The organism is Bradyrhizobium sp. Rc2d, assembly GCF_900099855.1.
Taxonomy (GTDB): Bacteria; Pseudomonadota; Alphaproteobacteria; order Rhizobiales; family Xanthobacteraceae; genus Bradyrhizobium.
The window spans coordinates 21,807-41,579 of the sequence record NZ_FNCU01000049.1 but is presented as its reverse complement, the minus strand read 5'-3'; the positions used below and the strand labels follow the sequence as shown (position 1 = coordinate 41,579).

Sequence of the window (19,773 nt, the reverse complement as noted above, 5' to 3'; positions counted from 1 at the left end):
ATCCGTTCCACCGCGCGAAATTCACTGTCACAAATCTGTCGCGCTTGAATCAATCCACGTTGCGTTGCGTTCAGCCGTCGCAGCGTTGCGCGTGGGAAAAACTTTGAAGGCCGCTCTCCTTCTACGTTAGGATGAATGACTGGCCGGCGCGAAACCATAACGAAGCCAAAACATCGGGAGGACTATCGATGCGCAATACGCTCGTGTTGTGCTGTGTCGCTGCGTTGTCGGCGATATCAGGAACTGCAAGCGCACAGGACTGGACCAAATCGAAATGGGGGCCGAACGACGAGATCGGCGCCGCCAACTACATGACACCCGAGCTCGTGGTGAAAGCCGCGTCGCTGGTGAAGACCGGAAAGACCTATGCCCTCGGCATTCCCGTCACGCCGCAGACACCAGCCTATCCGCCGCGTGCGTTCAAGCTGACCATCGTGCAGCCCGGACAGGCCGGCAGCCCGGGTCTCGGCCCCAACAAAGCGACCTATAACGACGATATCCTCGACACCTGGGTCGGCATCGGCAGCCAGCTCGACGGGCTCGGCCATCTCGGCGTCGAGCACGTCTATTACAACGGCAACAAGCTCGCCGATTTCGCCGATCCCAACGGGCTGAAGAAGCTCGGCATCGAGAAGGTACCGCCGATGGTCACGCGCGGTGTGCTGCTCGACATGGCCGCCTATTTCAACACCGACGTGGTCAAGGAAGGCACCGCCTTCAACGTCAAGGAGATCGAGGAAGCCGCCAAGAAGCAGGGCGTCGAGATCCGCCAGGGCGACGTCGTCATCTTCCACACCGGCTGGCTCAGCCTGATCGGCAAAGATGACAAGCGCTATTCGGCGGGCGAGCCCGGCCTCGGCGTCGAGGGTGCGAAGTACCTGACCGGCAAGGGCGTCGTCGCGATCGGCGCCGATACCTGGGCGCTCGAGGTGCTGCCGTTCGAATCCAAGAACGTGTTCGAGGTGCACCAGATCCTGCTCGCGATGAACGGGACCTACATCCTCGAGAACATGGACACCGCCGCGCTCGCACGGGACAAGGGCTATGAATTTCTGTTCGTGCTCGGCCAGCCGCGCTGGACCGGCGGCGTGCAGGCGATGATCAACCCGATCGCGATCCGCTGACGTCCACACGGGCCCGAAGGAAAGTCGGGTGAGGATCATGCGGTGTCTCTGCGGAGCGCAGCGCTGCCCTCACCCGAACGCCGCGTCGGTCTCGCGGCTCGGCGAACCGAAGCACTATTTGAGTCGAATGTCCTCATAGGACTCGATCCGGCGCGGGCCGACCGAGGTCGCCTCGTGCGAATCCGCGTCGACGAGATTGCCGAAGTCGAGCTTGGTCAATTTCGTCAGGTCTGCGATCGAGACCTGGAAGACGCTGACATCCTCTTCGGACATCCGCTCGAGCAGATCCGCCTCCTGGATTCGATCGATCTCCATGACCTGCTTTCGCTGGCTCATCAGGAATGCCGCCGCCTTGAGACCATCGTCGTCGCGTCGGATCAGGATTTTCCAGAAGTATTTCGGAATTTGAACGCCCCCGAAGCTCGGATCCTTGTGCGACTTGCCGGCCGGATTGGGCAAATCCGATCCGTCGGCATCCGGTCCGTCGAAGACCGGACCGTTCATCACGATGCCCTTCTCCTCGCCTTCGAGCAGGACATCGCGCGTATAATCCTCCAGTCCGGCCCAGAGCTGCTTGCCCTGGTTGAACGCGAAGAATTGCGGCGAGCAATTGGTGAAATGGAAGGAATCGTCGCCATGCTGCTTGGCCGCTGCGACGGTGTCGCCCCAGGTCGCATCCAGCCGACGCACGAGATGACCGCGATCAAACGGATTCTTGCTGCGGTCGGCCTCGAAGGTGGCCTGCTTGCGGTAGAATTCGTCGCCGATCTGGGCCTCGTCATCGATGCGTGGATCGCGCAGCCAGGAATCGCCTTCGCGCTTGCCGACGTCCTGCTGCTCGCCGCCGTCGATATTGACGCAGCTGAAGAAGGCGAGCCTGCGCGCCTTGTTCATGACGACGCTATAGTTGAAATATTTCAGCTCGGACTGCTTGGAGCTGCCCTTCAACATCGCAACCCGGGATTTGAGGGCGGCGGGTATCTTCGGCAAGGGGACGGAAAATTTGCCGCTGCCGAGAAAATTCGCCTTGTAGCCGGGCCGCGATTTCAGCGTGCTCTGATCGATGTGCACCGCCTCCATGGGCAGGCCGTTCTTCGCGCTGATGTGAGGCAACAGGCCGACCGGCGGGACAATCAGGGGCTTGCCGCCGTTCTGCATGCCGCCGTTCGGCGCTCCGCCATTGCCCCCAAGGTTCGGAACGGGCGCCGGCGGAGCAATGTCCTTCCTGAACATTGGCAATGGCACGCGGATCGGGACCACCAGCGAGCTTCCGTCGACAGACTGCTCGACCCAGACACTCGCTCCGAAGGGAGCTACGGCGGCCGGACGCGGGACTTTCGCGACCTCCTGCCGGGTCGGCGGCTCCTCCTCGTCGAGCACCGGCTTGATCAGAGGATGGGAGCCCACGGAAACCTTGAGATCGGCGACGATCGCGCTGATCCGGATGCCCTCGTTGGCGATCCAGTCGATCGAGGTTTCGTCCATCGAGGCATCCCACACTCTGCCATCCTTGGTCAGCGTGCGGCCCCGCGTATCCTTTCTCGGCACGCCGCTGTGGTGCAGCGCGACCACCTGCCAGAAGCGGTTGAACGCCGGCGAGCCCGACGAGCCGGCCGTGGTATCGGTGTTGTACCAGAGAAAGTCACCGACATATTTGAGCAGCTTGTTCTCGCGAACGCAGACCTGCTTCATCTGCCCGCTGGGATGCTGGACGATGGTGAGGTACTCGCCAGGGTCCGCCTTGCCGGGCGCGCCACTGAGCGGCAACCATCCCCAATCCTCGAGGTGTTCGTCGCCTGACACCGACGTCGGCGCCACCGCGACGATCGAGAAATCAAGCCTGTCGTTGGTGTAGAAGAATTTGCCCGGCTCGAATCCGAATCTGACCGGCACGCGCTCTTGTCCCGAAATGTCCAGTTCGTAGTTGAAATCGGCGATCGAATTGGCTGCATCGGACGGCCTGCCGAAGACATGATGGTTCGTGAGCAGCAGGCCCGGCCCGATCAGAAAGCCCGAGCCATAGCCGAGCAGATTTGACCTCATATCCCTGAGCTGGATGCGACAGACCGGGCGCGAGGCCGCCGTACCCTTGGCGAGGTAGTTGATGCTGTCGAGATCGTTGCCCTGGATGATCCGCTCGAGGCCGATCTCGGCCGCCTGCACGTCCCGTGTCTCGGCGAAAAGCTGGCGCTGGCGCAGGCGCTTCTTCTCGACCGTCATCTCGATCGGGCCGTCGCCCAGTTTCCGGTTCAAGGCTTCCGGTGAAAACTCGGCTTGCTTGAATCGCCTTTCTGAGCCCGCGATCAGGCTTGGCTTGATGAACATGATGACCTCTCGAAAATTCGGATGAATATCGACGTGCGGACGCTGAAAATTGCGCCAAGGCTGCAGTGCGGCCTGATCTGCCGTTCACTACCAATGATTGTTCAAATCGGGGTTGGGTCCCCTACTACTTTAGCATCATAATCCTATCGCGTCACAACCAACGCGTCAATTGATGCCGGCTGCCGCGCGCGCGGCATCATGTCATGGGGAGCGCTTTGCTTGTGTGAACTACGCAACAAATGATCGATGTTCTCGCATGTGTGCATCACGGTTTCGAAAAGCTCGTCTTTGAGATCGGTCCAAAAGACGAGCTTCCGTCGCTAGCCCCTCCGGTGCCACCGCCGCAGCGCCACCAGAGCCCAGATCGCCTCGACCAGGCCGAACGGCCAGGCGCCCTGCAGGAAGCCGTAGGCCGAGCCGAGTGCGCAGGACGCCGCGAACAGCAACACGAACCAATGGCTGCGGTCTTCCAGTGCATAGCAGACCAGCATCGCCGTCACGGCAAACAGGCCGAATAGTGTCAGTGCTTCCATGTCCAGGGTTCACTCCGCAGCGCGACGCGTGATATGCGCTAAGGCCATGCCGGCTCTTATCCTGCCACTCGTCGATGCTGCAACCCACTGGCCCGCACGCGGCGCGCTGATCGGGCTCGACCTCGGTACCAAGACCATCGGCGTTGCCGTGTCCGATCCCGACCGGCGGCTAGCGACCGGCGTCGAGACGATCCAGCGCAAGGCATTCAAGCAGGATGCCGCCCGGCTGCTCGCAATCGCGGCCGAGCGCAAGGCGACCGGTTTCGTGCTCGGCCTGCCCATCAACATGGACGGCAGCGAGGGCCCGCGCGCGCAGTCGACCCGCGCCTTCGCCCGCAATCTCGCCGGCCTGACCGCGCTCCCCATCGGGCTCTGGGACGAGCGGCTCTCGACCGCGGCGGTAGAGCGCGAGCTGATCGGCATGGATGTCAGCCGCGCCAAGCGCGCCGAGGTGATCGACGAGCACGCGGCGATCTTCATCCTGCAAGGCGCGCTCGACCGCCTCGCCAATCTTCGCGCTAGCCCGGGGATCGACTGATCCATGGCCGTCGTCATCGCGGCGCTGCTGCCGGTCTTCGTCCTCATCGTGCTCGGCGTCGTGCTGAAGCGCAGCCTGATGCGGCTCGACACGCAGTGGCACGGGCTGGAGCGGCTGACTTATTTCGTGCTGTTTCCGATGCTGCTGATCCAGACGCTGGTGAAGGCCGACCTCTCCAAGGTACCGGTCGCCGGCGTCGGCGGCGCGCTGCTGCTGTCGGCGCTCGCGATGTCGCTGCTGTGCCTCGCGCTGCGCCCCGCTCTCTCGCGGCTCGGCATCGACGGGCCCGCCTTCACCTCGATCTTTCAGGGCGCAACGCGCTGGCAGACCTTCGTCGGGCTGTCGGTCGCCGCCAACCTGTTCGGCGACGTCGGGCTGGCGCTCGCCTCCGTGGCGATGGTCGCGATCATTCCCCTGGTCAACGTGCTCAGCGTCGTGGTGCTCGCCCATTACGCCGCGCCTGAAAAGCAGTCCGCACGCGCCATCGTCATGACGGTGATCCGCAATCCCCTGATCTGGGCCTGCGTGATCGGCCTTGTCGTCAACCTGACGCACATGCCGCTGCCGAAGCTCTGGCACGAGGTGGCGGATGCGCTGAGCCGCTCCTCGCTCGCGATCGGCCTGCTCGTCACCGGCGCCGGCCTGCATCTCGAAGGCCTCTTGCGCCCGAGCCTGGGAGCGGCGATCGGCGTCGTCTTCAAGCTCGCGCTGATGCCCGCGCTCGCGCTGGTGCTCGGTGCCTGGTTCGGGCTCTCCGGCAACAGCCTCGCGATCGTGGCGATCTGCGCGGCGGTGCCGACCTCGCCCAGTGCCTATGTCTTGGCCCGCCAGATGGGCGGCGATGCGCCGCTGCTGGCGCAGATCATCACGCTGCAGACGATTTTTGCGGCCATCACGATGCCAATGGCGATCGCGCTGGCGGCCTAAGACTCGTCATTGCAAGCGCCTCCCTCACCTCGTCATTGCGAGGAGCCCTTGCGACGAAGCAATCCAGACTGTCTCCGTGGAAAGATTCTGGATTGCTTCGCCTACGCTCGCAATGACGGAGTATGAGACCTCAGACACCCAGCCACATCGTCAGCACCACCGCGGTCAGATTGTTGAGCGCATGCAGCACGGTCGTGAGCCAGAGCGAATTGGCGCGATAGCGCATGTAGCCGAACCACAATCCGATGGTGAAGACCTCGGCAAGGAAGTACATGTCGTATTGCAGGTGCACGACCGTCCACACCAGCGACGACAGGAGGATCGCGCCAGGCACCCGCAGGAAGCTTGCCGACCAGCCGCGATAGAGGAAGCCCCGCGCCAGGACTTCTTCCGACATCGGCGCCGCCACGCTGAAGGCGAACAGCAGCGCCATTGCGGCGCCCTTGTCGCGGCCCGATTTCAACAGATCGGCCATGAAGCCCGGCGTCGCCTCGCGCCCGAGCGCGCGCGACATCGTCTCCCAGACCAGCACCAGCAGGATGAGCCCCACGGCGCCGAACGCCAGTTGCTTCCAGGCCGGCCAACGCAGCGCGAGGTAATCGACGAAGGACGCCTTCTTGATACGAATGGCAAGCCAGACCGCGGCCAGCGTCGCCGGCAGACCCATGGTGACCGACAGCGCCAGCGCCTGAGGCTCACGACCGACGAGTTGCAGCGAGGCGAGGTCCATGGGCAGACCACGCTCCGCCACCAGCAGAACGATCGCGCCGATCTGCCCAACGAACATCGCGACGAAGATGAGGAGGCCCCACAGCGCGGTGCCCCAGAACATCCAGACGTGCAGTGTCGCAGGCGTTACCCTCAATGGCGGATGATCGGGATTAACGGAGTCCATCAAGAGGCTTTCGTTTGGGAGACTCACGGCAGCGCGCGCTCCAGCAGCGCGCGCACGTCGGCACTGTCGAGCTCCACGGCACCGTACATGCTGGCGTGATTGGCAGCGAGACGCGTGCTCGCGAACAGTTCGGCATTGTGCGGTGACACGCCGTTCAGCGCCGCAGCCGCAGCGAGCAGCGCCAGCCTCTCGACCGCAAGCCGCGCGACCCGTTCGCCGTCGGCGCGGCGGAAGGTTTTGCCGATGAACGCGGCGGCCTCACCCGCTCCGGGCAGCCCTTTTGTCTCGGCCGCCAGCGCTTGCAGCACAGCCATCGCCGCCTCCGGCTCGCGCGAGAGCGCGCGCAGCACGTCGAGGCACATGACGTTGCCGGAGCCTTCCCAGATCGCGTTGACGGGAGACTCGCGGTAGTGACGCGCCAAAATGCCGTCTTCGACGTAGCCGTTGCCGCCGAGGCACTCCATCGCCTCGTAGAGGAACGGCGGCGCGCTCTTGCAGGTCCAGTATTTGATCGCCGGCGTCAGCAGCCGCATGTAAGCGGCCTCCGCCGCATCGTACGGCGTGCGGTCAAAGGCGCGGCAGAGCCGCATCACCAGGGCTGTGCTCGCCTCGACATGCAGCGCCATGTCCGACAGCACCGCCTGCATCAAGGGCTGATCGGCGAGATGCTTCTGGAACACGCTACGGTGACGGGCGTGATGCAGCGCATGTGCGAGGCCCGAGCGCATCAGGCCGACGGAGGCGATCGCGCAATCCTGCCGCGTCAGCTGCACCATCTGGATGATGGTGCGGATGCCCTTGCCCTCCTCGCCGACCGCTTGCGCATAGGCGCCGACGAACTCGACTTCGGAGGAGGCGTTGGAGCGGTTGCCGAGCTTGTCCTTCAGCCGCTGGAATTGGATCGCATTCACCGACCCATCGGGCGCAAAGCGCGGCATGAAGAAGCAGGTCAGCCCAGCGTCGGCTTGCGCCAGCACCAGGAACGCATCGCACATCGGTGCCGACATGAACCATTTGTGGCCGGTGATGCGGTAAGCATCGCCGTCGCGCACCGCGCGCGTCATGTTGGCGCGCACGTCGGTGCCGCCCTGCTTCTCGGTCATGCCCATGCCGAGCGTCATGCCGCGCTTTTCCCACCACGGCGCGAAGCTGGGATCGTAGCTTTTCGTCGACAGCACCGGCATCACGCGCGCGAGCAGATCCGGCTGCATCGCCAGCGCGGCCACGGAGGCGCGCGTCATGGTGATCGGGCAGAGATGGCCGGTCTCGACTTGCGCGGCGATATAGAATTTTGCCGCGCGGATGACTTCGGCGGCATCGCCCGCGGGCTTCCCGTCCGCCGTCCACGTCGAATTGTGCACGCCGGCATGCGCGCTGTGCGCCATCAGCTCGTGATAAGAGGGGTGAAACTCGACCTGGTCGCGACGATTGCCCTTGGCATCGAAGGTGCGCAGTTTTGGCGTGTTCTCGTTCGCGACGCGCCCGCGATCAGCCATCGCGGCCGAACCCCAGTGCTTGCCGAACTCCGACAGCTCGCGTTCCGCCGCCGCGCCGCCATTGGCCTTGACCGCCTCGACCAGCGGCCGATCCACCGCGAACAGGTCGACGTTCTCGAACGGCGGCGACTGGTTGAAGACCTCGTGGGTCGCAAAGCTCGGCTGGGTCATGGTGCTTCCGATCGACAGTGTCCCGCCGCGGGCGGTGCCACCTCTCCCGACGGGAGAGGTCGCGCCGCAGGCGCGGGTGAGGGGTTACGCTCGAACGAGGGACCTGATCCCCTCACCCGGCGCTTCGCGCCGACCTCTCCCCTTGGGAGAGGTAAACCTGCTCGCGGCTGCTTCCGCCTCAATTGAACTCTACCTTGTTCGCGGCTGGATCGGGAAATCATAGGCCGCCCCGCCCGCCCCCGGCAGGGAAAAATGCCACCACTCCTTCGAATAGTTCACAAAGCCTTGCCTCGCCATCGCAGCCACCAGCCGCTTGCGCCAGGCGCGCTGGGCCGGGTTGATAGATGGTGCCGCAGTATGGCCCCGCGCGTCGGTACAGTCATAGCCGGTGCCCATGTCGACACTGCCCTCCGGCGCTCGCGCCTCGGCCGGTGCCGTGCAGTCGGCATAGATCCTTGACGGATCATATTTGGCGGAATTGTCGCCCTTGAGATCGACCAGAGTGAGATCGAGTGCCGCCCCGGTGGAATGCTGCGAACGGCTCGCGATGTAGCCGAGGCGGAACAGCTCGGTCTTGGGAATTTTGGGATTGTAGCGCCGCTCGGCGGCCGTCTCGTGGCCGTTCTGCGACCACTTCACCATGTCGAGCGAGGCCCGCGCCGGCCGGTAGCAGTCGAACATCTTGAGCGAGAGATTTTGCGCCGCCAGTTCCTCCTGAACTGCCTTCAGCCGCAGCCCTACTTCCCGCTTCACCACGCAGTCGCCGGCGCCATAGCCGGCGAGCGGACGGCCAACGAAATTGTTCGATGTGGCGTAGCGGATGTCCTGGATGATGCTGGGGTCGATGTCGCGCAGGTACACGAAGCCGCCGGGCAGCGATTGGGCGTGGGCAGGCGAAACGATAGCCATCACGACAATCGCAATCAGAAGTGATCTCACGCTATGGCCTCCGGACCGTCATGGCCGGGCTTGTCCCGGCCATCCATGTTCTTTTGCGTCAAATGCGATAGAAGAACGTGGATGCCCGGCACAAGCCAGGACAAGCCCGGGCATGACGGAGAGGATGACGTCGCGCCGCCCGCACCGACAGATCAGGGGATAACTCACTTCCTCACCTTTGCCCCTTGCTCCCCCCGCCGTCCCCCCCTATAGCTCTGCTTTTAATGACATCGAAATCGACCTTCGTCCTCGGCCACCGGCATTTGCTGGGCATCGAGGGCCTTTCCGCGGCCGACATCACCGGCCTCCTCGACCTGTCCGAAGAATATGTCGAGCTCAACCGCCAGGTTGACAAGAAGCGCACCGTCCTGCGGGGACGGACGCAGGTGAACCTCTTCTTCGAGGCCTCCACCCGGACCCAGTCCTCGTTCGAGCTCGCCGGCAAGCGGCTTGGCGCCGACGTCATGAACATGTCGGTGTCCTCGTCCTCGATCCGCAAGGGCGAGACCCTGATCGACACCGCGGTGACGCTGAACGCGATGCACCCTGACATCCTGGTGGTGCGCCATCACGCCTCCGGCGCGGTGGAACTGCTGGCGCGCAAGGTCGACGGTTCCGTGATCAATGCCGGCGACGGCGCGCATGAGCACCCAACGCAGGCCCTGCTCGACGCGCTCACCATCCGCCGCAACAAGGGTCGGATCGAGGGCCTCGTGGTCGCGATCTGCGGCGACGTGCTGCATTCGCGCGTCGCCCGCTCCAACATCATCCTGCTCAACACCATGGGTGCCCGCGTCCGCGTCGTCGGTCCCTCCACGCTGTTGCCGCCCGGCATCGAGCGGATGGGCGTCGAGGTCGCGCGCGACATGCGCGAGGGCCTCGAAGGCGCCGACATCGTCATGATGCTGCGGCTGCAGCGCGAGCGCATGAACGGCTCCTTCGTGCCCTCATCGTCGGAATATTTCTATTATTTCGGGCTCGACCAGAAGAAGCTCGCCTACGCCAAGCCGGACGCACTCGTGATGCATCCCGGCCCGATGAACCGCGGCGTGGAGATCGACTCGATCGTGGCCGATGGCGCCCAGTCCCTGATCCGCGAACAGGTCGAGATGGGCGTCGCCGTGCGCATGGCCGTGCTGGAAGCGCTCGCCCGCAACCTGCCGAACGCGTGATGCCGATGTTGACCGACCGCCGCCCCATCCTGCTCGCCAACGCCCGCGTCGTCGATCCCAGCAAGGATTTCGACGGTGTCGCCGACGTTCTCATTGCCGACGGCATCGTCCGCGAGACCCGCCGCGGCATTGGCGCGGCCGGCGTCCCCGAGGGCACCGACATCGTCAACTGCTCCGGCAAGATCGTGGCGCCGGGCCTGATCGACATGCGCGCCTTCGTCGGCGAGCCCGGTCTCAGCCACCGCGAGACTTTTGCCTCGGCGAGCCAGGCCGCAGCAACCGGCGGCATCACCACCATCATCTGCCAGCCCGCCACCTCGCCGGTGATCGACAATTCGGCGACGGTAGACTTCGTGATGCGGCGCGCCCGCGACACCGCGATCGTCAACATCCAGCCGATGGCGGCGCTGACCAAGGGCATGCACGGCGAGGAGATGACGGAGTTCGGCCTGTTGAAGGCGGCTGGCGCAGTTGCCTTCAGCGACGGCGACAGGAGCGTGACCAACGCCCAGGTGATGCGCCGTGCGCTGACCTACGCCCGCGACTTCGACGCGCTGATCGTGCATCACACCGAGGATCCCAACCTCGTCGGCGAAGGCGTGATGAACGAGGGCGAGTTCGCCACCCGGCTCGGCCTGATGGGCATTCCGAACGCCGCCGAAGCCGTGATGCTGGAGCGCGATCTGCGGCTCGTCGCGCTCACCGGCGGCCGCTACCACGCGGCGTCGCTGACCTGCATCGATTCCCTCGAGATCTTGGAGCGCGCCCGCGACGCCGGGCTTACCGTCAGCGCCTCCGTCTCGATCAATCATCTGGCGCTGAACGAGAACGACATCGGGCCCTATCGTTCGTTCCTGAAGCTGTCGCCGCCGCTGCGCACCGAGGACGACCGCCGCGCGCTGGTGGCGGCGCTCGCCTCCGGCCTTCTCGACGTCATCATGTCCGACCACAATCCGCAGGACGTCGAGGTCAAGCGCCTGCCGTTCGCGGAAGCCGCTCCCGGCGCCGTCGGACTCGAGACCATGCTGCCCGCGGGTCTGCGCCTCGTGCACAATGGCGAGATGGAACTGAAAACGCTGATCCGCGCGATGTCGACCCGACCGGCCGAGCTGCTCGGGCTACAAGGCGGAACCCTGCGCGCCGGCAGCCCGGCGGATGTCATCGTGATCGACCCCGATACGCCGTGGGTGGTCGATCCCGCCGACCTCAAATCGCCCTGCAAGAACACCCCGTTCGACGAGGCCCGCTTTACAGGCCGCGTGGTGCGCACCATTGTCGGCGGACGGACGGTCTACGAGCATGTCTGACGCGCGCGATCGTTCGACATGGAGATCCAGCCTTTGGAGCTGCCGCCATGGGGCTTGAAGCATTTTTGCCGGTGGCCTTCGTCATCGGCTATCTCCTCGGCTCGATTCCGTTCGGGCTGATCCTCACCAAGCTCGCGGGCACCCAGGATATCCGCTCGATCGGCTCCGGCAGCATCGGCGCCACCAATGTGCTGCGCACGGGACGCAAGAGCCTCGCCGCGGGCACCCTGCTGTTCGACGCGCTCAAGGGCACCGTGGCCGTGGTGATTGCCGGCTACGTTGCAGGGCCCAATGCCGCCATGGTGGCCGGGCTCGGCGCATTCCTCGGCCATCTCTTCCCGGTCTGGCTCAAGTTCAAAGGCGGCAAGGGCGTGGCCGTCTATATCGGCATCCTGCTCGGCCTGTTCTGGCCTGGCGCCATCGTGTTCTGCCTGCTCTGGCTGGCGACCGCCTTCACCACCCGCTACTCCTCGCTCTCCGCGCTGGTGGCGGCGTTCATCACGCCGATATTCCTGTGGTGGTTCGGGCACCTCGCATTGTCCGCTCTGACAGCGGTGCTGACGCTGTTGCTGTTCTACGCGCATCGCGAGAACATCAAGCGCCTGCAAGCGGGCAAGGAAAGCCGGATCGGCGAGAAGGCCTAGAGCGTTTTCGAGCGAAGTGGATGCCGGTTCGCGTCAAGAAGACGCGTCAAAACAAGAATCCAGAGCCGGACATCTACGGATACCGAAACGGCCCTTCCACATTATATCCCAAATCCTGTTCGCAACTTGCGGCCGAATCACTGTTGTATTGGCCAGCGGGGTTCTGGGGCTGTCATCCTGACAGCGTGGATAGCGTTACGCGGTAGCTCAGAATGAGCGAGAAGATTGTCGGCGCGCATGACGGGGTTGGTTCGCAGCGTGCTTCGGGCACCGCAGCGAGCCGACTGCTGTCGATGACCAATATCTGGTCCGATGCGGCCTCGCCGCCTCCCGCACCAGAACCTGCTCTCGCTTTACCGCAAGCACCGCAGCCTGAGCCGCTCGCGAAAGCCGACGCTCCCGTCGATATCGTCATGACGAAGGCTGCACCGGTCGCGCCCGCGCGGACGCATTCCGATCAATGGCCACCGCGAAAACTGTCGCTGGCGCTTCAGGGCGGCGGCACCTTCGCCGCCTTCACTTGGGGCGTGCTCGAGCGGCTGCTGGAAGAGCCCTCCATCGCGATCGACACCATCAGCGGCGCCAGCGCCGGTGCCATCAATGCGCTCCTGCTCGCCTCCGGTTTTGCCGAAGGCGGCCGCGAAGGCGCCCGGTCGCGGCTGAACCGGTTCTGGCTCCGCCTGATGCATGAAGCCTCGTTCCGCGCGCTGATGCTGGTCGGCGGCTTCTCGCCGGCGGGAAGCTCGGTCGCGTTCGGGCCGACGCTGCGCTCCGGCCACTTCGATCCGTTCGATCTCGATCCGCTGCGGCAGGCACTGTCGCGCGACATCGATTTCGCCGCCCTGCGCCATCCGAAATGTCCGAAGCTCTTGATCGCAGCGACGCGGATCCACGACGGCCAGCAACAGATCTTCCGCAATGACGCTGTCACCGCCGACGTCGCGCTGGCCTCGACCTGCCCGCCCCTCGTCCACTGCGCCGTCGAGATCGACGGCGAGGCCTATTGGGACGGCGGCTTTGGCGGCAACCCGCCGCTGCTGCGGCTGGCGCAGGAAACGACGACGTCCGATGTCCTGCTGGTCCAGGTCACGCCGGCGCGCGACAGCTATGTGCCGATCACGCTCGCCGCGATCGACCGCCGGCTTGATCAGATCGCGGCCAACGCCGCGCTCAACGCCGAGATCGCCGCGATCGAATGGGCGCAGGCCCATGCCGCGCCTTCGCTGCGGCTCTCCAGGATCGCAGCCGAAGACTTCGTTGACGGGCTGGCGCAACGCTCGTCCACCGATCTCGGCCGCGGCTTCATTCGGCTCCTGCACCGCAGCGGCCGCGAGGCCGCGGAGCGCTGGCTGCAATGTGAAGATAACAACGCAACGCCGGCTGTATCAGGCCAGCGCATTGTTGCCGCCGAACCCGCGCTAGCCTGATTTCGCCAGCGCCTCCTCCAGGAACCAGGCCGCTGCGAGTGCGAGCGGATCGTTGCCGAAGCGTGCGATCACCTGCACACCGATCGGCAGGCCGCCCACCTTCAGCACCGGTACGTTGACGCAAGGATTGCCCATCAGCGTCCAGAGCCTGTTGTAACGGGGATCGCCCGTGGTCGCGAGCTCCTTGGCCGGCGCCGTGCCCGGCGCGGAATAGGTCAGGAGCACGTCGACGCCCTCGAACAGTTCGCCGAGCTCGCGGCGGCCGCGACGGCTGATCCGCCGCGCCTCGTCATATTCCTTCGGCGTCAGGCCGGCCGTCGCGTCGAGACTGGCGCGCAGCATCGGCGCGATCTCATCGTGGCGTTCGGAAAATTCCCAGGCCAGCGCGCGATGCGCCTCGAAATCCTGGACGATCGGATGGATGCGCCAGGCCTCCTGCACCGCTTCGGGCAGATCGATGGTCTGCACGCTGGCGCCGGCGCGCGTCGCCGCCTTGATCGCGGCCTGCAGCCCCTCTTCAGCCGCCGGCTCCACCGGGCCTGCGAACTCCTGCTTGACCACGGCGACGCGCGGCGACTTCGCTGCGGTGATGCCGGAGAATTCGCTGCGCCCTGTCATCGCCAGCAACCCGCGCGCGAGATCTTCCGCGCGCGCCCCGAACAGGCCGACCGTGTCGAGCGCCCATGAATAGCATTTGACGCCGACCGTGGGCAGCATGCGGAACGACGGCTTGATCGCGGCGGTCCCGCAATAGGCGGCGGGGCGGATCACCGAGCCGCCGGTCTGGGTGCCCAGCGCCAGCGGGATCATGCCGGCGCCGACGGCTGCCGCGGAGCCCGAGGATGAGCCGCCCGGCGAATGGCCCGTATTGTGCGGATTGCGCGTCGGCGTTGGATCGCGCGAGGCAAATGCCGTGGTCGTGGTCTTACCGATGATGGTGGCGCCCGCCCGCTTCAGCATCATCACGACCGGTGCATCCGAGCGCGGCTGCCAGCCGCGATAGATTTCCGAGCCCATCTCGGTCGGCATATTGGCGGTGTCGATGATGTCTTTGATCCCGACCGCGATACCGCGCAGCGGACCGGCGCCTTGCGCCTTCGCGGCCTTATCGTGGCGAACGAAGGCGCGGACGTCCTGCTCCTTGGCCTCGATCGCCGCATGCGATTGCGCGATCGCGGCATCGGGCGACAACTCGCCGGCTTCGATGCGGCGCTGGAGGTCGGCGAGTAAGATCATGGCAAAATCCTTCTTATTGGCATCGCTTTTAGCATCGGGGCGCGGTCGCGCAAGCGCACGTCCCTGTTGCGCAACGCCCTCAGGTTGTTCCATGCTGTACCTGCAAGGAGACGCCGTGGACGCCATCAATCCGAGCGTGGAGCTGACCGAGTCTGAGCGGATCGACCACCTGCGGCTGATCCGCTCCGACAATGTCGGGCCGCGCACCTTCCGTTCGCTAGTCGACCATTTCGGCACCGCGCGCGCCGCGCTGGAGCGGCTGCCGGATCTGGCGCGCCGTGGCGGTGCGCAGCGATCGGGGCGCATCTGTAGCGCCGATGAAGCGAAGGCCGAGCTCGCCGCGAGCCGCAAGTTCGGCATCGCCTGGCTCGCGCCCGGCGAGGACGGCTATCCGGCGCGGCTCGCAACGCTCGACGATGCGCCGCCATTGCTCGCCGTGCGCGGCGACACGAAAACCTTGATGCGGCCGATGATCGCGATCGTCGGCTCGCGCAACGCCTCCGGCGCCGGGCTGAAGTTTGCCGGCCAGCTTGCGCGCGAGCTTGGCGAAGCCGGTTTCGTCGTCATCTCCGGCCTCGCCCGCGGCGTCGACCAGGCCGCGCATCGCACGAGCGTCGAAAGCGGCACGATCGCCGTGCTCGCCGGCGGGCATGATTGCATCTATCCGCCCGAGCATGGCGACCTGCTCGCCGCGATCCTCGACCATGAGGGCGCTGCGATCTCCGAGATGCCGCTCGGCCATGAGCCACGTGCCCGCGACTTTCCCCGCCGCAACCGCCTGATCTCCGGTGCGTCGCTCGGCGTGGTCGTGGTGGAAGCGGCGCACCGCTCGGGCTCGCTGATCACCGCGCGCATGGCGGCCGAACAGGGCCGCGAGGTGTTCGCAGTGCCCGGCTCGCCGCTCGATCCGCGCGCCGCCGGCACCAACGATCTGATCAAGCAGGGCGCAACGCTCGTCACCGAGGCCGCCGACATCGTCAATGCGGTGCAGCCGATCATGGAGCGCCCGCTGATGCATCCGGCGAGCGAGCCCGACAGCGAGCCGTTCGAGAGCGATCCGCAAGGCCACGATCGCGACCAGATCACCGGCCTGCTCGGCCCTGCCCCAATCTCGATCGACGATCTCGTGCGGATGTCCGGCGCCTCGCCCGCAATCGTGCGCACCGTGCTGCTGGAGCTCGAGCTGGCCGGAAAGCTGGAGCGTCACGGCGGCGGATTGGTGTCGCTGCTTTAGAGAGCTGGCCTGTACCTTACCCTCCCCTGGAGGGGGAGGGTCGATCGCGCAAAGCGCGAGCGGGGTGGGGTGATCTCTCCACGAGCAACACTGTTCGACGTGGAGAGACTGTCACCCCACCCCGTCTCACATTTCGCTGCGCTCAATGTGAGCCGACCCTCGCCCTCCAGGGGAGGGTAAAACCATCCCGATGGCACGAGGGACGCATCTACTTTTCATTCTTAATTCAGCACCACGAGATGAACCGCGGCTCGCATGGGTCAATCGGAATTGATTGCGCGTCAGCCGTCGTTGCGCTCGTCAAAGCGCGTCCGCGCCTCCTCGATCTGCACCAGATGGTCCTTCGCCCATTTGCCGAGCGCCTCGACAGGCTGCGACAGGCCGCGGCCGAGATCGGTGAGTTCGTAGTCCACGCGCGGCGGAATGGTGGGGAAGATCGTGCGCGTGACGAGGCCGTCGCGCTCCAGCCCGCGCAGCGTCAAGGTCAGCATCCGCTGCGAGATGCCGTTGATCATGCGCTTCAGCTCGTTGAAGCGCTTCGGCCCGTCGCTGAGCATCATGATGACGAACACGCTCCATTTGTCGCCGACACGGGACAGCACGGAGGCGACCCCACGGCAGTCCGCATGGTTGGGATCCGGCATGGGATCGGGCCTTGTATCCGACCTTGGATTTGGCCTCGGCGGAGCAGGCAAATCGGTGTTCTCAGGTTTCAATAATGTGCCCATGGCTCAAAAAAGTGCGTTCTTGCGGGGATTTCGACAGTCACTCATGTAGCGCGGGTTACAAACTTATACCATGGGTGACCCAATGAAACTCCTCCATATCGATTCCAGCGTCCTCGGCCCCCACTCCGTCAGCCGGCAGGTCTCCGCCGCCATCGTCGACCGGCTGCGCCAGGCGACGCCCGGGCTCGACGTTGTCTATCGCGACCTGACCCAGACTCCGCTCGCCCATCTCTCCGGCTCGCACCTGGCGGCCGCGCAAGGCGCACCCGCGCCGGCGGAACTCGCACCCGACCTCGCCGCGAGTGCGGCCGCTCTGGACGAGTTTTTGGCCGCCGACATCGTCGTCATCGGTGCGCCCATGTACAATTTCACGATCCCAAGCCAGCTCAAGGCCTGGATCGACCGCGTCCTGGTGGCGGGGAAGACTTTTAAGTATGGCGCGGCGGGGCCGGAGGGGCTCGCCGGCGGCAAGCGCGTGATCGTCGCGATCTCCCGCGGCGGATACTATGGCGCGGGTTCGCCCGCCGCAGCGCTGGAGCACCTCGAAAGCTATCTGCGCGGCGTATTCGGCTTCATGGGCATCCATAATGCCGAATTCATCATCGCCGACGGCATCCAGGTCGGACCGGAGCATCGCGAGAAGTCGCTGGCCGGCGCGCTCCAGGCGGCAACCAGCCTGCGCGCGGCCTGAGATCAGACCGACATCATCAGTCGCCGCGGGATCGCCTGCGGCGGCTGATGGACGGTTGCGCGATCTGCGAAGCTAAAACCAGACGCCCTGCATGCCCAGGATCACGGCGACGAGCGAGACGAACAGGCCGATTCCGGAAAACAGTGCGACCGCGACGAGTTCGGACCTTCCAGAGCGCTTGGCCGGGGTGGCGGAATTTTCAGTGTAAATACGCGGTGATGAAATCGACGAAAAAATACGGGCTGCTTTCGGCATAACGGACTCCCTTAAAAATGAGTCTTCTGACCCCTGCCCGTAAAAATGTCTTGGCAGTGTGCGCGAAGGTTCAAGTTCTCACGCAAAGGTTTTGGAGTACGTCGCGCAAGATGCAGGAACCGGCCGGCGCAACCGCGCGCACTGCGCCAACCGATTCAATTTGCATTTGATCAGCCGCGATAGATCGGCGCGCCGCTCGGAGAGGCCACCGCGCCGCCATCGACGAAGATCTCTTGTCCCTGCACATGCGAGGAATCATCGGAGGCGAGGAACAGCACCGTCTTCGCAACGTGATCCGTTTCGCCGATGCGGCCGAGCGGCGTCGACAGCGCGATCCGCTTCTCGAACGCCTTCTCGGCCTCGGGCGTCGCGACCGCAGGTCCCCAGATCGGCGTGCGGATCGCACCGGGCGCCACCACGTTGACGCGAATGCCGCGCGGCGACAGTTCTGAAGCCATGATCCGCGCCATCGCGCGCACGCCAGCCTTCGCGGCGCCGTAAGCCGAGTAGCCGGGAATGCCGAGCACGGAGATCACCGAGCCGTTGAGGATGATCGAGGCATTGTCCTTGAGATAGGGCAGCGCCGACTGAACGGTGAAGAACACGCCGGTAAGGTTCGTGCTGATCACCTTCTCGAAGACGTCCAGCGTCGCCGAGCCGAGCGGCGTGCCGCCGGCGATGCCGGCATTGGCGAAGACGATGTCGAACTTGCCGAACGTCTCGGGGCCCTTCTTGATCGCGGCTTCAGTCGCGGCGATGTCGGTGGCGTCGGCGGCGAGCGCCAGCGCGTTCGGCCCGAGCTCTTTCGCAGCTGCCTCCAGCGTCTCCTTGTTGCGCCCGGTGATCACCACCTTGGCGCCCTCGGCTACGAAAAGTTTCGCCGTCGCAAGGCCAATGCCGCTGTTGCCGCCGGTAATCAGGGCCGTCTTGTTCTTCAGTCTCACGCTCGCCTCCAGTAGTTGCATGATAAAACTAAGTTGCCATGTAGGGGAAATGGTTTTATGATGCAACCACACAAGCGCGTGATCGCCCGCCGAAAGCGGGCGAACGCGACAGGACGAAAGACCATGGTGAAACGAACGAGCTTTGAGGGCGATGCCTGCCCGATCGCGCGATCGCTGGAGGCGCTCGGCGACTGGTGGTCGCTGCTGATCATCCGCGAGGCGCTGCTCGGCGCACGCCGTTTCGGCGAATTCCAGAGCAAGCTCGGCATGGCCAAGAACATCTTGTCGGTGCGACTGCGGTCACTCGTCGAGCACGGCATTCTGGCGACCGCCCCCGCCTCCGACGGCAGCGCCTACCAGGAATACGTGCTGACGGAGAAGGGCCGCGGCACCTTCCCGATCCTGGTGGCGCTGCGGCAATGGAGCGAGGAGTTCGACGATCACCCCGAGGAGATCGCGACCATCCTGGTCGATCGCGCCAAGGGCCGCCCGGTGAAGAAGCTCGAAATGCGCGCCGAGGACGGCCGGTTGCTCAGCCCGGCCGACACCACGCTGAAGCCGCGGCCGGCGCCGCGGCGGCGGTCGGCGGGATAGCCGTCGCGCTGACGAGCCTGTGGCGAGCTGTGACCACACTCTCGATGTCATCGCCCGCGAAGGCGGGCGATCCAGTATTCCAGAGGCGGCGGTGAATACGGAGAGGCCACGGCGTGCTGGATGCCCCGCCTGCGCGGGGCATGACAGCCTTTGTGGAGCAACGCCCGCCTCTCACGACAGCTTGCGCCTGCTCCGCAGCCTCAGATGCTCGTCGGCCTCGAGCTGTGTCATGCCCAAGAGATAATGTAACACGTGCAGCTTGTGGCGCTCGGCGAGCTTGCGCAGGGCAGCCGTCTGCTCGGCAATGAAGGCCACCGCCTCATCCGCCCCACCTTCCCCCGGTTCCTCGTTGCGCGAGCCTCCCGGCGCGCCTGTTGCGGCGCGCGCCCGTTTCTTTCCTGGCCTAGTCACCAGACCCACCCCGAATCCATGCCCCGCGGAAACATTACGCCGACATCGGCCGCAACTCCAAGGTGGTATTTTGCAACTTTCTCGATATGAAACTTTTCCCATTGCGGCGGCTTTCAACACCCGCCGATTTGACAGGACCGGCCTCACCACCCATGTTCGGGTCGAAACGGCCGACCCGAGTC

20 protein-coding genes are annotated in these 19,773 nt (G+C 65.1%); 10 read left to right on the top strand and 10 right to left on the bottom strand.

Features of this window, described 5'->3' with window-relative positions; translation table 11 throughout:
- Positions 1 to 188 precede the first annotated feature (188 nt).
- On the top strand, positions 189 to 1,124 hold the full coding sequence (locus BLV07_RS37275) for a cyclase family protein (protein ID WP_091896021.1): 936 nt from the start codon (positions 189 to 191) through the stop codon (positions 1,122 to 1,124).
- A 114-nt stretch (positions 1,125 to 1,238) separates the two neighbouring features.
- Here BLV07_RS37275 and BLV07_RS37270 read toward each other — a convergent pair whose 3' ends face one another.
- Together BLV07_RS37270 and BLV07_RS37265 are read right to left on the bottom strand one after the other, a co-directional pair.
- A complete protein-coding gene (locus BLV07_RS37270) occupies positions 1,239 to 3,449 on the bottom strand; it encodes a DNA/RNA non-specific endonuclease (RefSeq protein WP_091896018.1) in 2,211 nt (736 codons plus the stop codon).
- Between the two features lie 320 nt (positions 3,450 to 3,769).
- Positions 3,770 to 3,982 (bottom strand): hypothetical protein, encoded by a 213-nt coding sequence (locus tag BLV07_RS37265; RefSeq protein ID WP_091896015.1) that lies wholly within the window; start codon positions 3,980 to 3,982, stop codon positions 3,770 to 3,772.
- A 46-nt stretch (positions 3,983 to 4,028) separates the two neighbouring features.
- Here BLV07_RS37265 and ruvX point away from each other — a divergent pair, with 46 nt between their 5' ends.
- Entirely contained in the window at positions 4,029 to 4,520 is a 492-nt protein-coding gene (ruvX, locus tag BLV07_RS37260; RefSeq protein ID WP_164934948.1) for a Holliday junction resolvase RuvX, read from the top strand.
- Positions 4,521 to 4,523: 3 nt separating this feature from the next.
- Positions 4,524 to 5,447 carry an AEC family transporter gene (locus tag BLV07_RS37255; protein ID WP_091896009.1) on the top strand — a complete coding sequence of 308 codons (924 nt, stop codon included), beginning with the start codon at positions 4,524 to 4,526 and terminating at the stop codon, positions 5,445 to 5,447.
- Positions 5,448 to 5,577: 130 nt separating this feature from the next.
- On the opposite strand, the gene BLV07_RS37250 is transcribed toward BLV07_RS37255, so the two are convergent.
- The 3 genes from BLV07_RS37250 to BLV07_RS37240 form a co-directional block, all read right to left on the bottom strand.
- Positions 5,578 to 6,342, bottom strand: a complete 765-nt coding sequence (locus BLV07_RS37250; RefSeq protein ID WP_091896006.1) for a CPBP family intramembrane glutamic endopeptidase — start codon at positions 6,340 to 6,342, stop codon at positions 5,578 to 5,580.
- A 23-nt stretch (positions 6,343 to 6,365) separates the two neighbouring features.
- The gene (locus BLV07_RS37245; protein WP_091896004.1) at positions 6,366 to 8,009 is read right to left on the bottom strand and encodes an acyl-CoA dehydrogenase family protein; all 1,644 of its coding nucleotides are present in this window, start codon (positions 8,007 to 8,009) and stop codon (positions 6,366 to 6,368) included.
- Positions 8,010 to 8,198: 189 nt separating this feature from the next.
- Positions 8,199 to 8,918 carry a M15 family metallopeptidase gene (locus BLV07_RS37240; RefSeq protein WP_091896001.1) on the bottom strand — a complete coding sequence of 240 codons (720 nt, stop codon included), beginning with the start codon at positions 8,916 to 8,918 and terminating at the stop codon, positions 8,199 to 8,201.
- A 254-nt stretch (positions 8,919 to 9,172) separates the two neighbouring features.
- Between BLV07_RS37240 and BLV07_RS37235 the strand changes: the two genes are divergently transcribed.
- The 4 genes from BLV07_RS37235 (at position 9,173) to BLV07_RS37220 (ending at position 13,498) form a co-directional block, all read left to right on the top strand.
- Positions 9,173 to 10,120, top strand: a complete 948-nt coding sequence (locus tag BLV07_RS37235; RefSeq protein ID WP_091895998.1) for an aspartate carbamoyltransferase catalytic subunit — start codon at positions 9,173 to 9,175, stop codon at positions 10,118 to 10,120.
- Between the two features lie 5 nt (positions 10,121 to 10,125).
- Positions 10,126 to 11,427, top strand: coding sequence for a dihydroorotase (locus tag BLV07_RS37230; RefSeq protein WP_176946019.1), 1,302 nt, complete (start codon positions 10,126 to 10,128; stop codon positions 11,425 to 11,427).
- A 47-nt stretch (positions 11,428 to 11,474) separates the two neighbouring features.
- Positions 11,475 to 12,071 carry a glycerol-3-phosphate 1-O-acyltransferase PlsY gene (plsY, locus tag BLV07_RS37225; protein WP_091895991.1) on the top strand — a complete coding sequence of 199 codons (597 nt, stop codon included), beginning with the start codon at positions 11,475 to 11,477 and terminating at the stop codon, positions 12,069 to 12,071.
- A gap of 212 nt (positions 12,072 to 12,283) precedes the next feature.
- On the top strand, positions 12,284 to 13,498 hold the full coding sequence (locus tag BLV07_RS37220) for a patatin-like phospholipase family protein (protein WP_091895987.1): 1,215 nt from the start codon (positions 12,284 to 12,286) through the stop codon (positions 13,496 to 13,498).
- Here the strand turns inward: BLV07_RS37220 and BLV07_RS37215 are convergent.
- Complete coding sequence (locus BLV07_RS37215) at positions 13,490 to 14,734, bottom strand: amidase (RefSeq protein ID WP_091896115.1); 1,245 nt, start codon at positions 14,732 to 14,734, stop codon at positions 13,490 to 13,492. The genes BLV07_RS37220 and BLV07_RS37215 overlap by 9 nt on opposite strands.
- A gap of 91 nt (positions 14,735 to 14,825) precedes the next feature.
- Here BLV07_RS37215 and dprA point away from each other — a divergent pair, with 91 nt between their 5' ends.
- Positions 14,826 to 15,968 carry a DNA-processing protein DprA gene (gene dprA, locus BLV07_RS37210; protein ID WP_091895984.1) on the top strand — a complete coding sequence of 381 codons (1,143 nt, stop codon included), beginning with the start codon at positions 14,826 to 14,828 and terminating at the stop codon, positions 15,966 to 15,968.
- Between the two features lie 281 nt (positions 15,969 to 16,249).
- On the opposite strand, the gene BLV07_RS37205 is transcribed toward dprA, so the two are convergent.
- Positions 16,250 to 16,696 carry a winged helix-turn-helix transcriptional regulator gene (locus tag BLV07_RS37205; RefSeq protein WP_091895981.1) on the bottom strand — a complete coding sequence of 149 codons (447 nt, stop codon included), beginning with the start codon at positions 16,694 to 16,696 and terminating at the stop codon, positions 16,250 to 16,252.
- 82 nt (positions 16,697 to 16,778) lie between these two features.
- Here BLV07_RS37205 and BLV07_RS37200 point away from each other — a divergent pair, with 82 nt between their 5' ends.
- Positions 16,779 to 17,387: an FMN-dependent NADH-azoreductase gene (locus BLV07_RS37200; RefSeq protein WP_091895979.1), complete on the top strand. Its 609-nt coding sequence runs from the start codon at positions 16,779 to 16,781 to the stop codon at positions 17,385 to 17,387.
- 72 nt (positions 17,388 to 17,459) lie between these two features.
- Here the strand turns inward: BLV07_RS37200 and BLV07_RS37195 are convergent, their stop codons facing one another.
- Together BLV07_RS37195 and BLV07_RS37190 are read right to left on the bottom strand one after the other, a co-directional pair.
- Positions 17,460 to 17,642 carry a hypothetical protein gene (locus BLV07_RS37195; RefSeq protein ID WP_091895976.1) on the bottom strand — a complete coding sequence of 61 codons (183 nt, stop codon included), beginning with the start codon at positions 17,640 to 17,642 and terminating at the stop codon, positions 17,460 to 17,462.
- Between the two features lie 170 nt (positions 17,643 to 17,812).
- Positions 17,813 to 18,586 (bottom strand): SDR family NAD(P)-dependent oxidoreductase, encoded by a 774-nt coding sequence (locus BLV07_RS37190; protein ID WP_176946015.1) that lies wholly within the window; start codon positions 18,584 to 18,586, stop codon positions 17,813 to 17,815.
- A 123-nt stretch (positions 18,587 to 18,709) separates the two neighbouring features.
- On the opposite strand from BLV07_RS37190, the gene BLV07_RS37185 reads away from it, so the two are divergent.
- Positions 18,710 to 19,180, top strand: a complete 471-nt coding sequence (locus BLV07_RS37185; protein ID WP_091895971.1) for a winged helix-turn-helix transcriptional regulator — start codon at positions 18,710 to 18,712, stop codon at positions 19,178 to 19,180.
- Positions 19,181 to 19,351: 171 nt separating this feature from the next.
- Here BLV07_RS37185 and BLV07_RS49215 read toward each other — a convergent pair whose 3' ends face one another.
- A complete protein-coding gene (locus tag BLV07_RS49215; protein WP_244551336.1) occupies positions 19,352 to 19,495 on the bottom strand; it encodes a hypothetical protein in 144 nt (47 codons plus the stop codon).
- Positions 19,496 to 19,773: the final 278 nt, after the last annotated feature.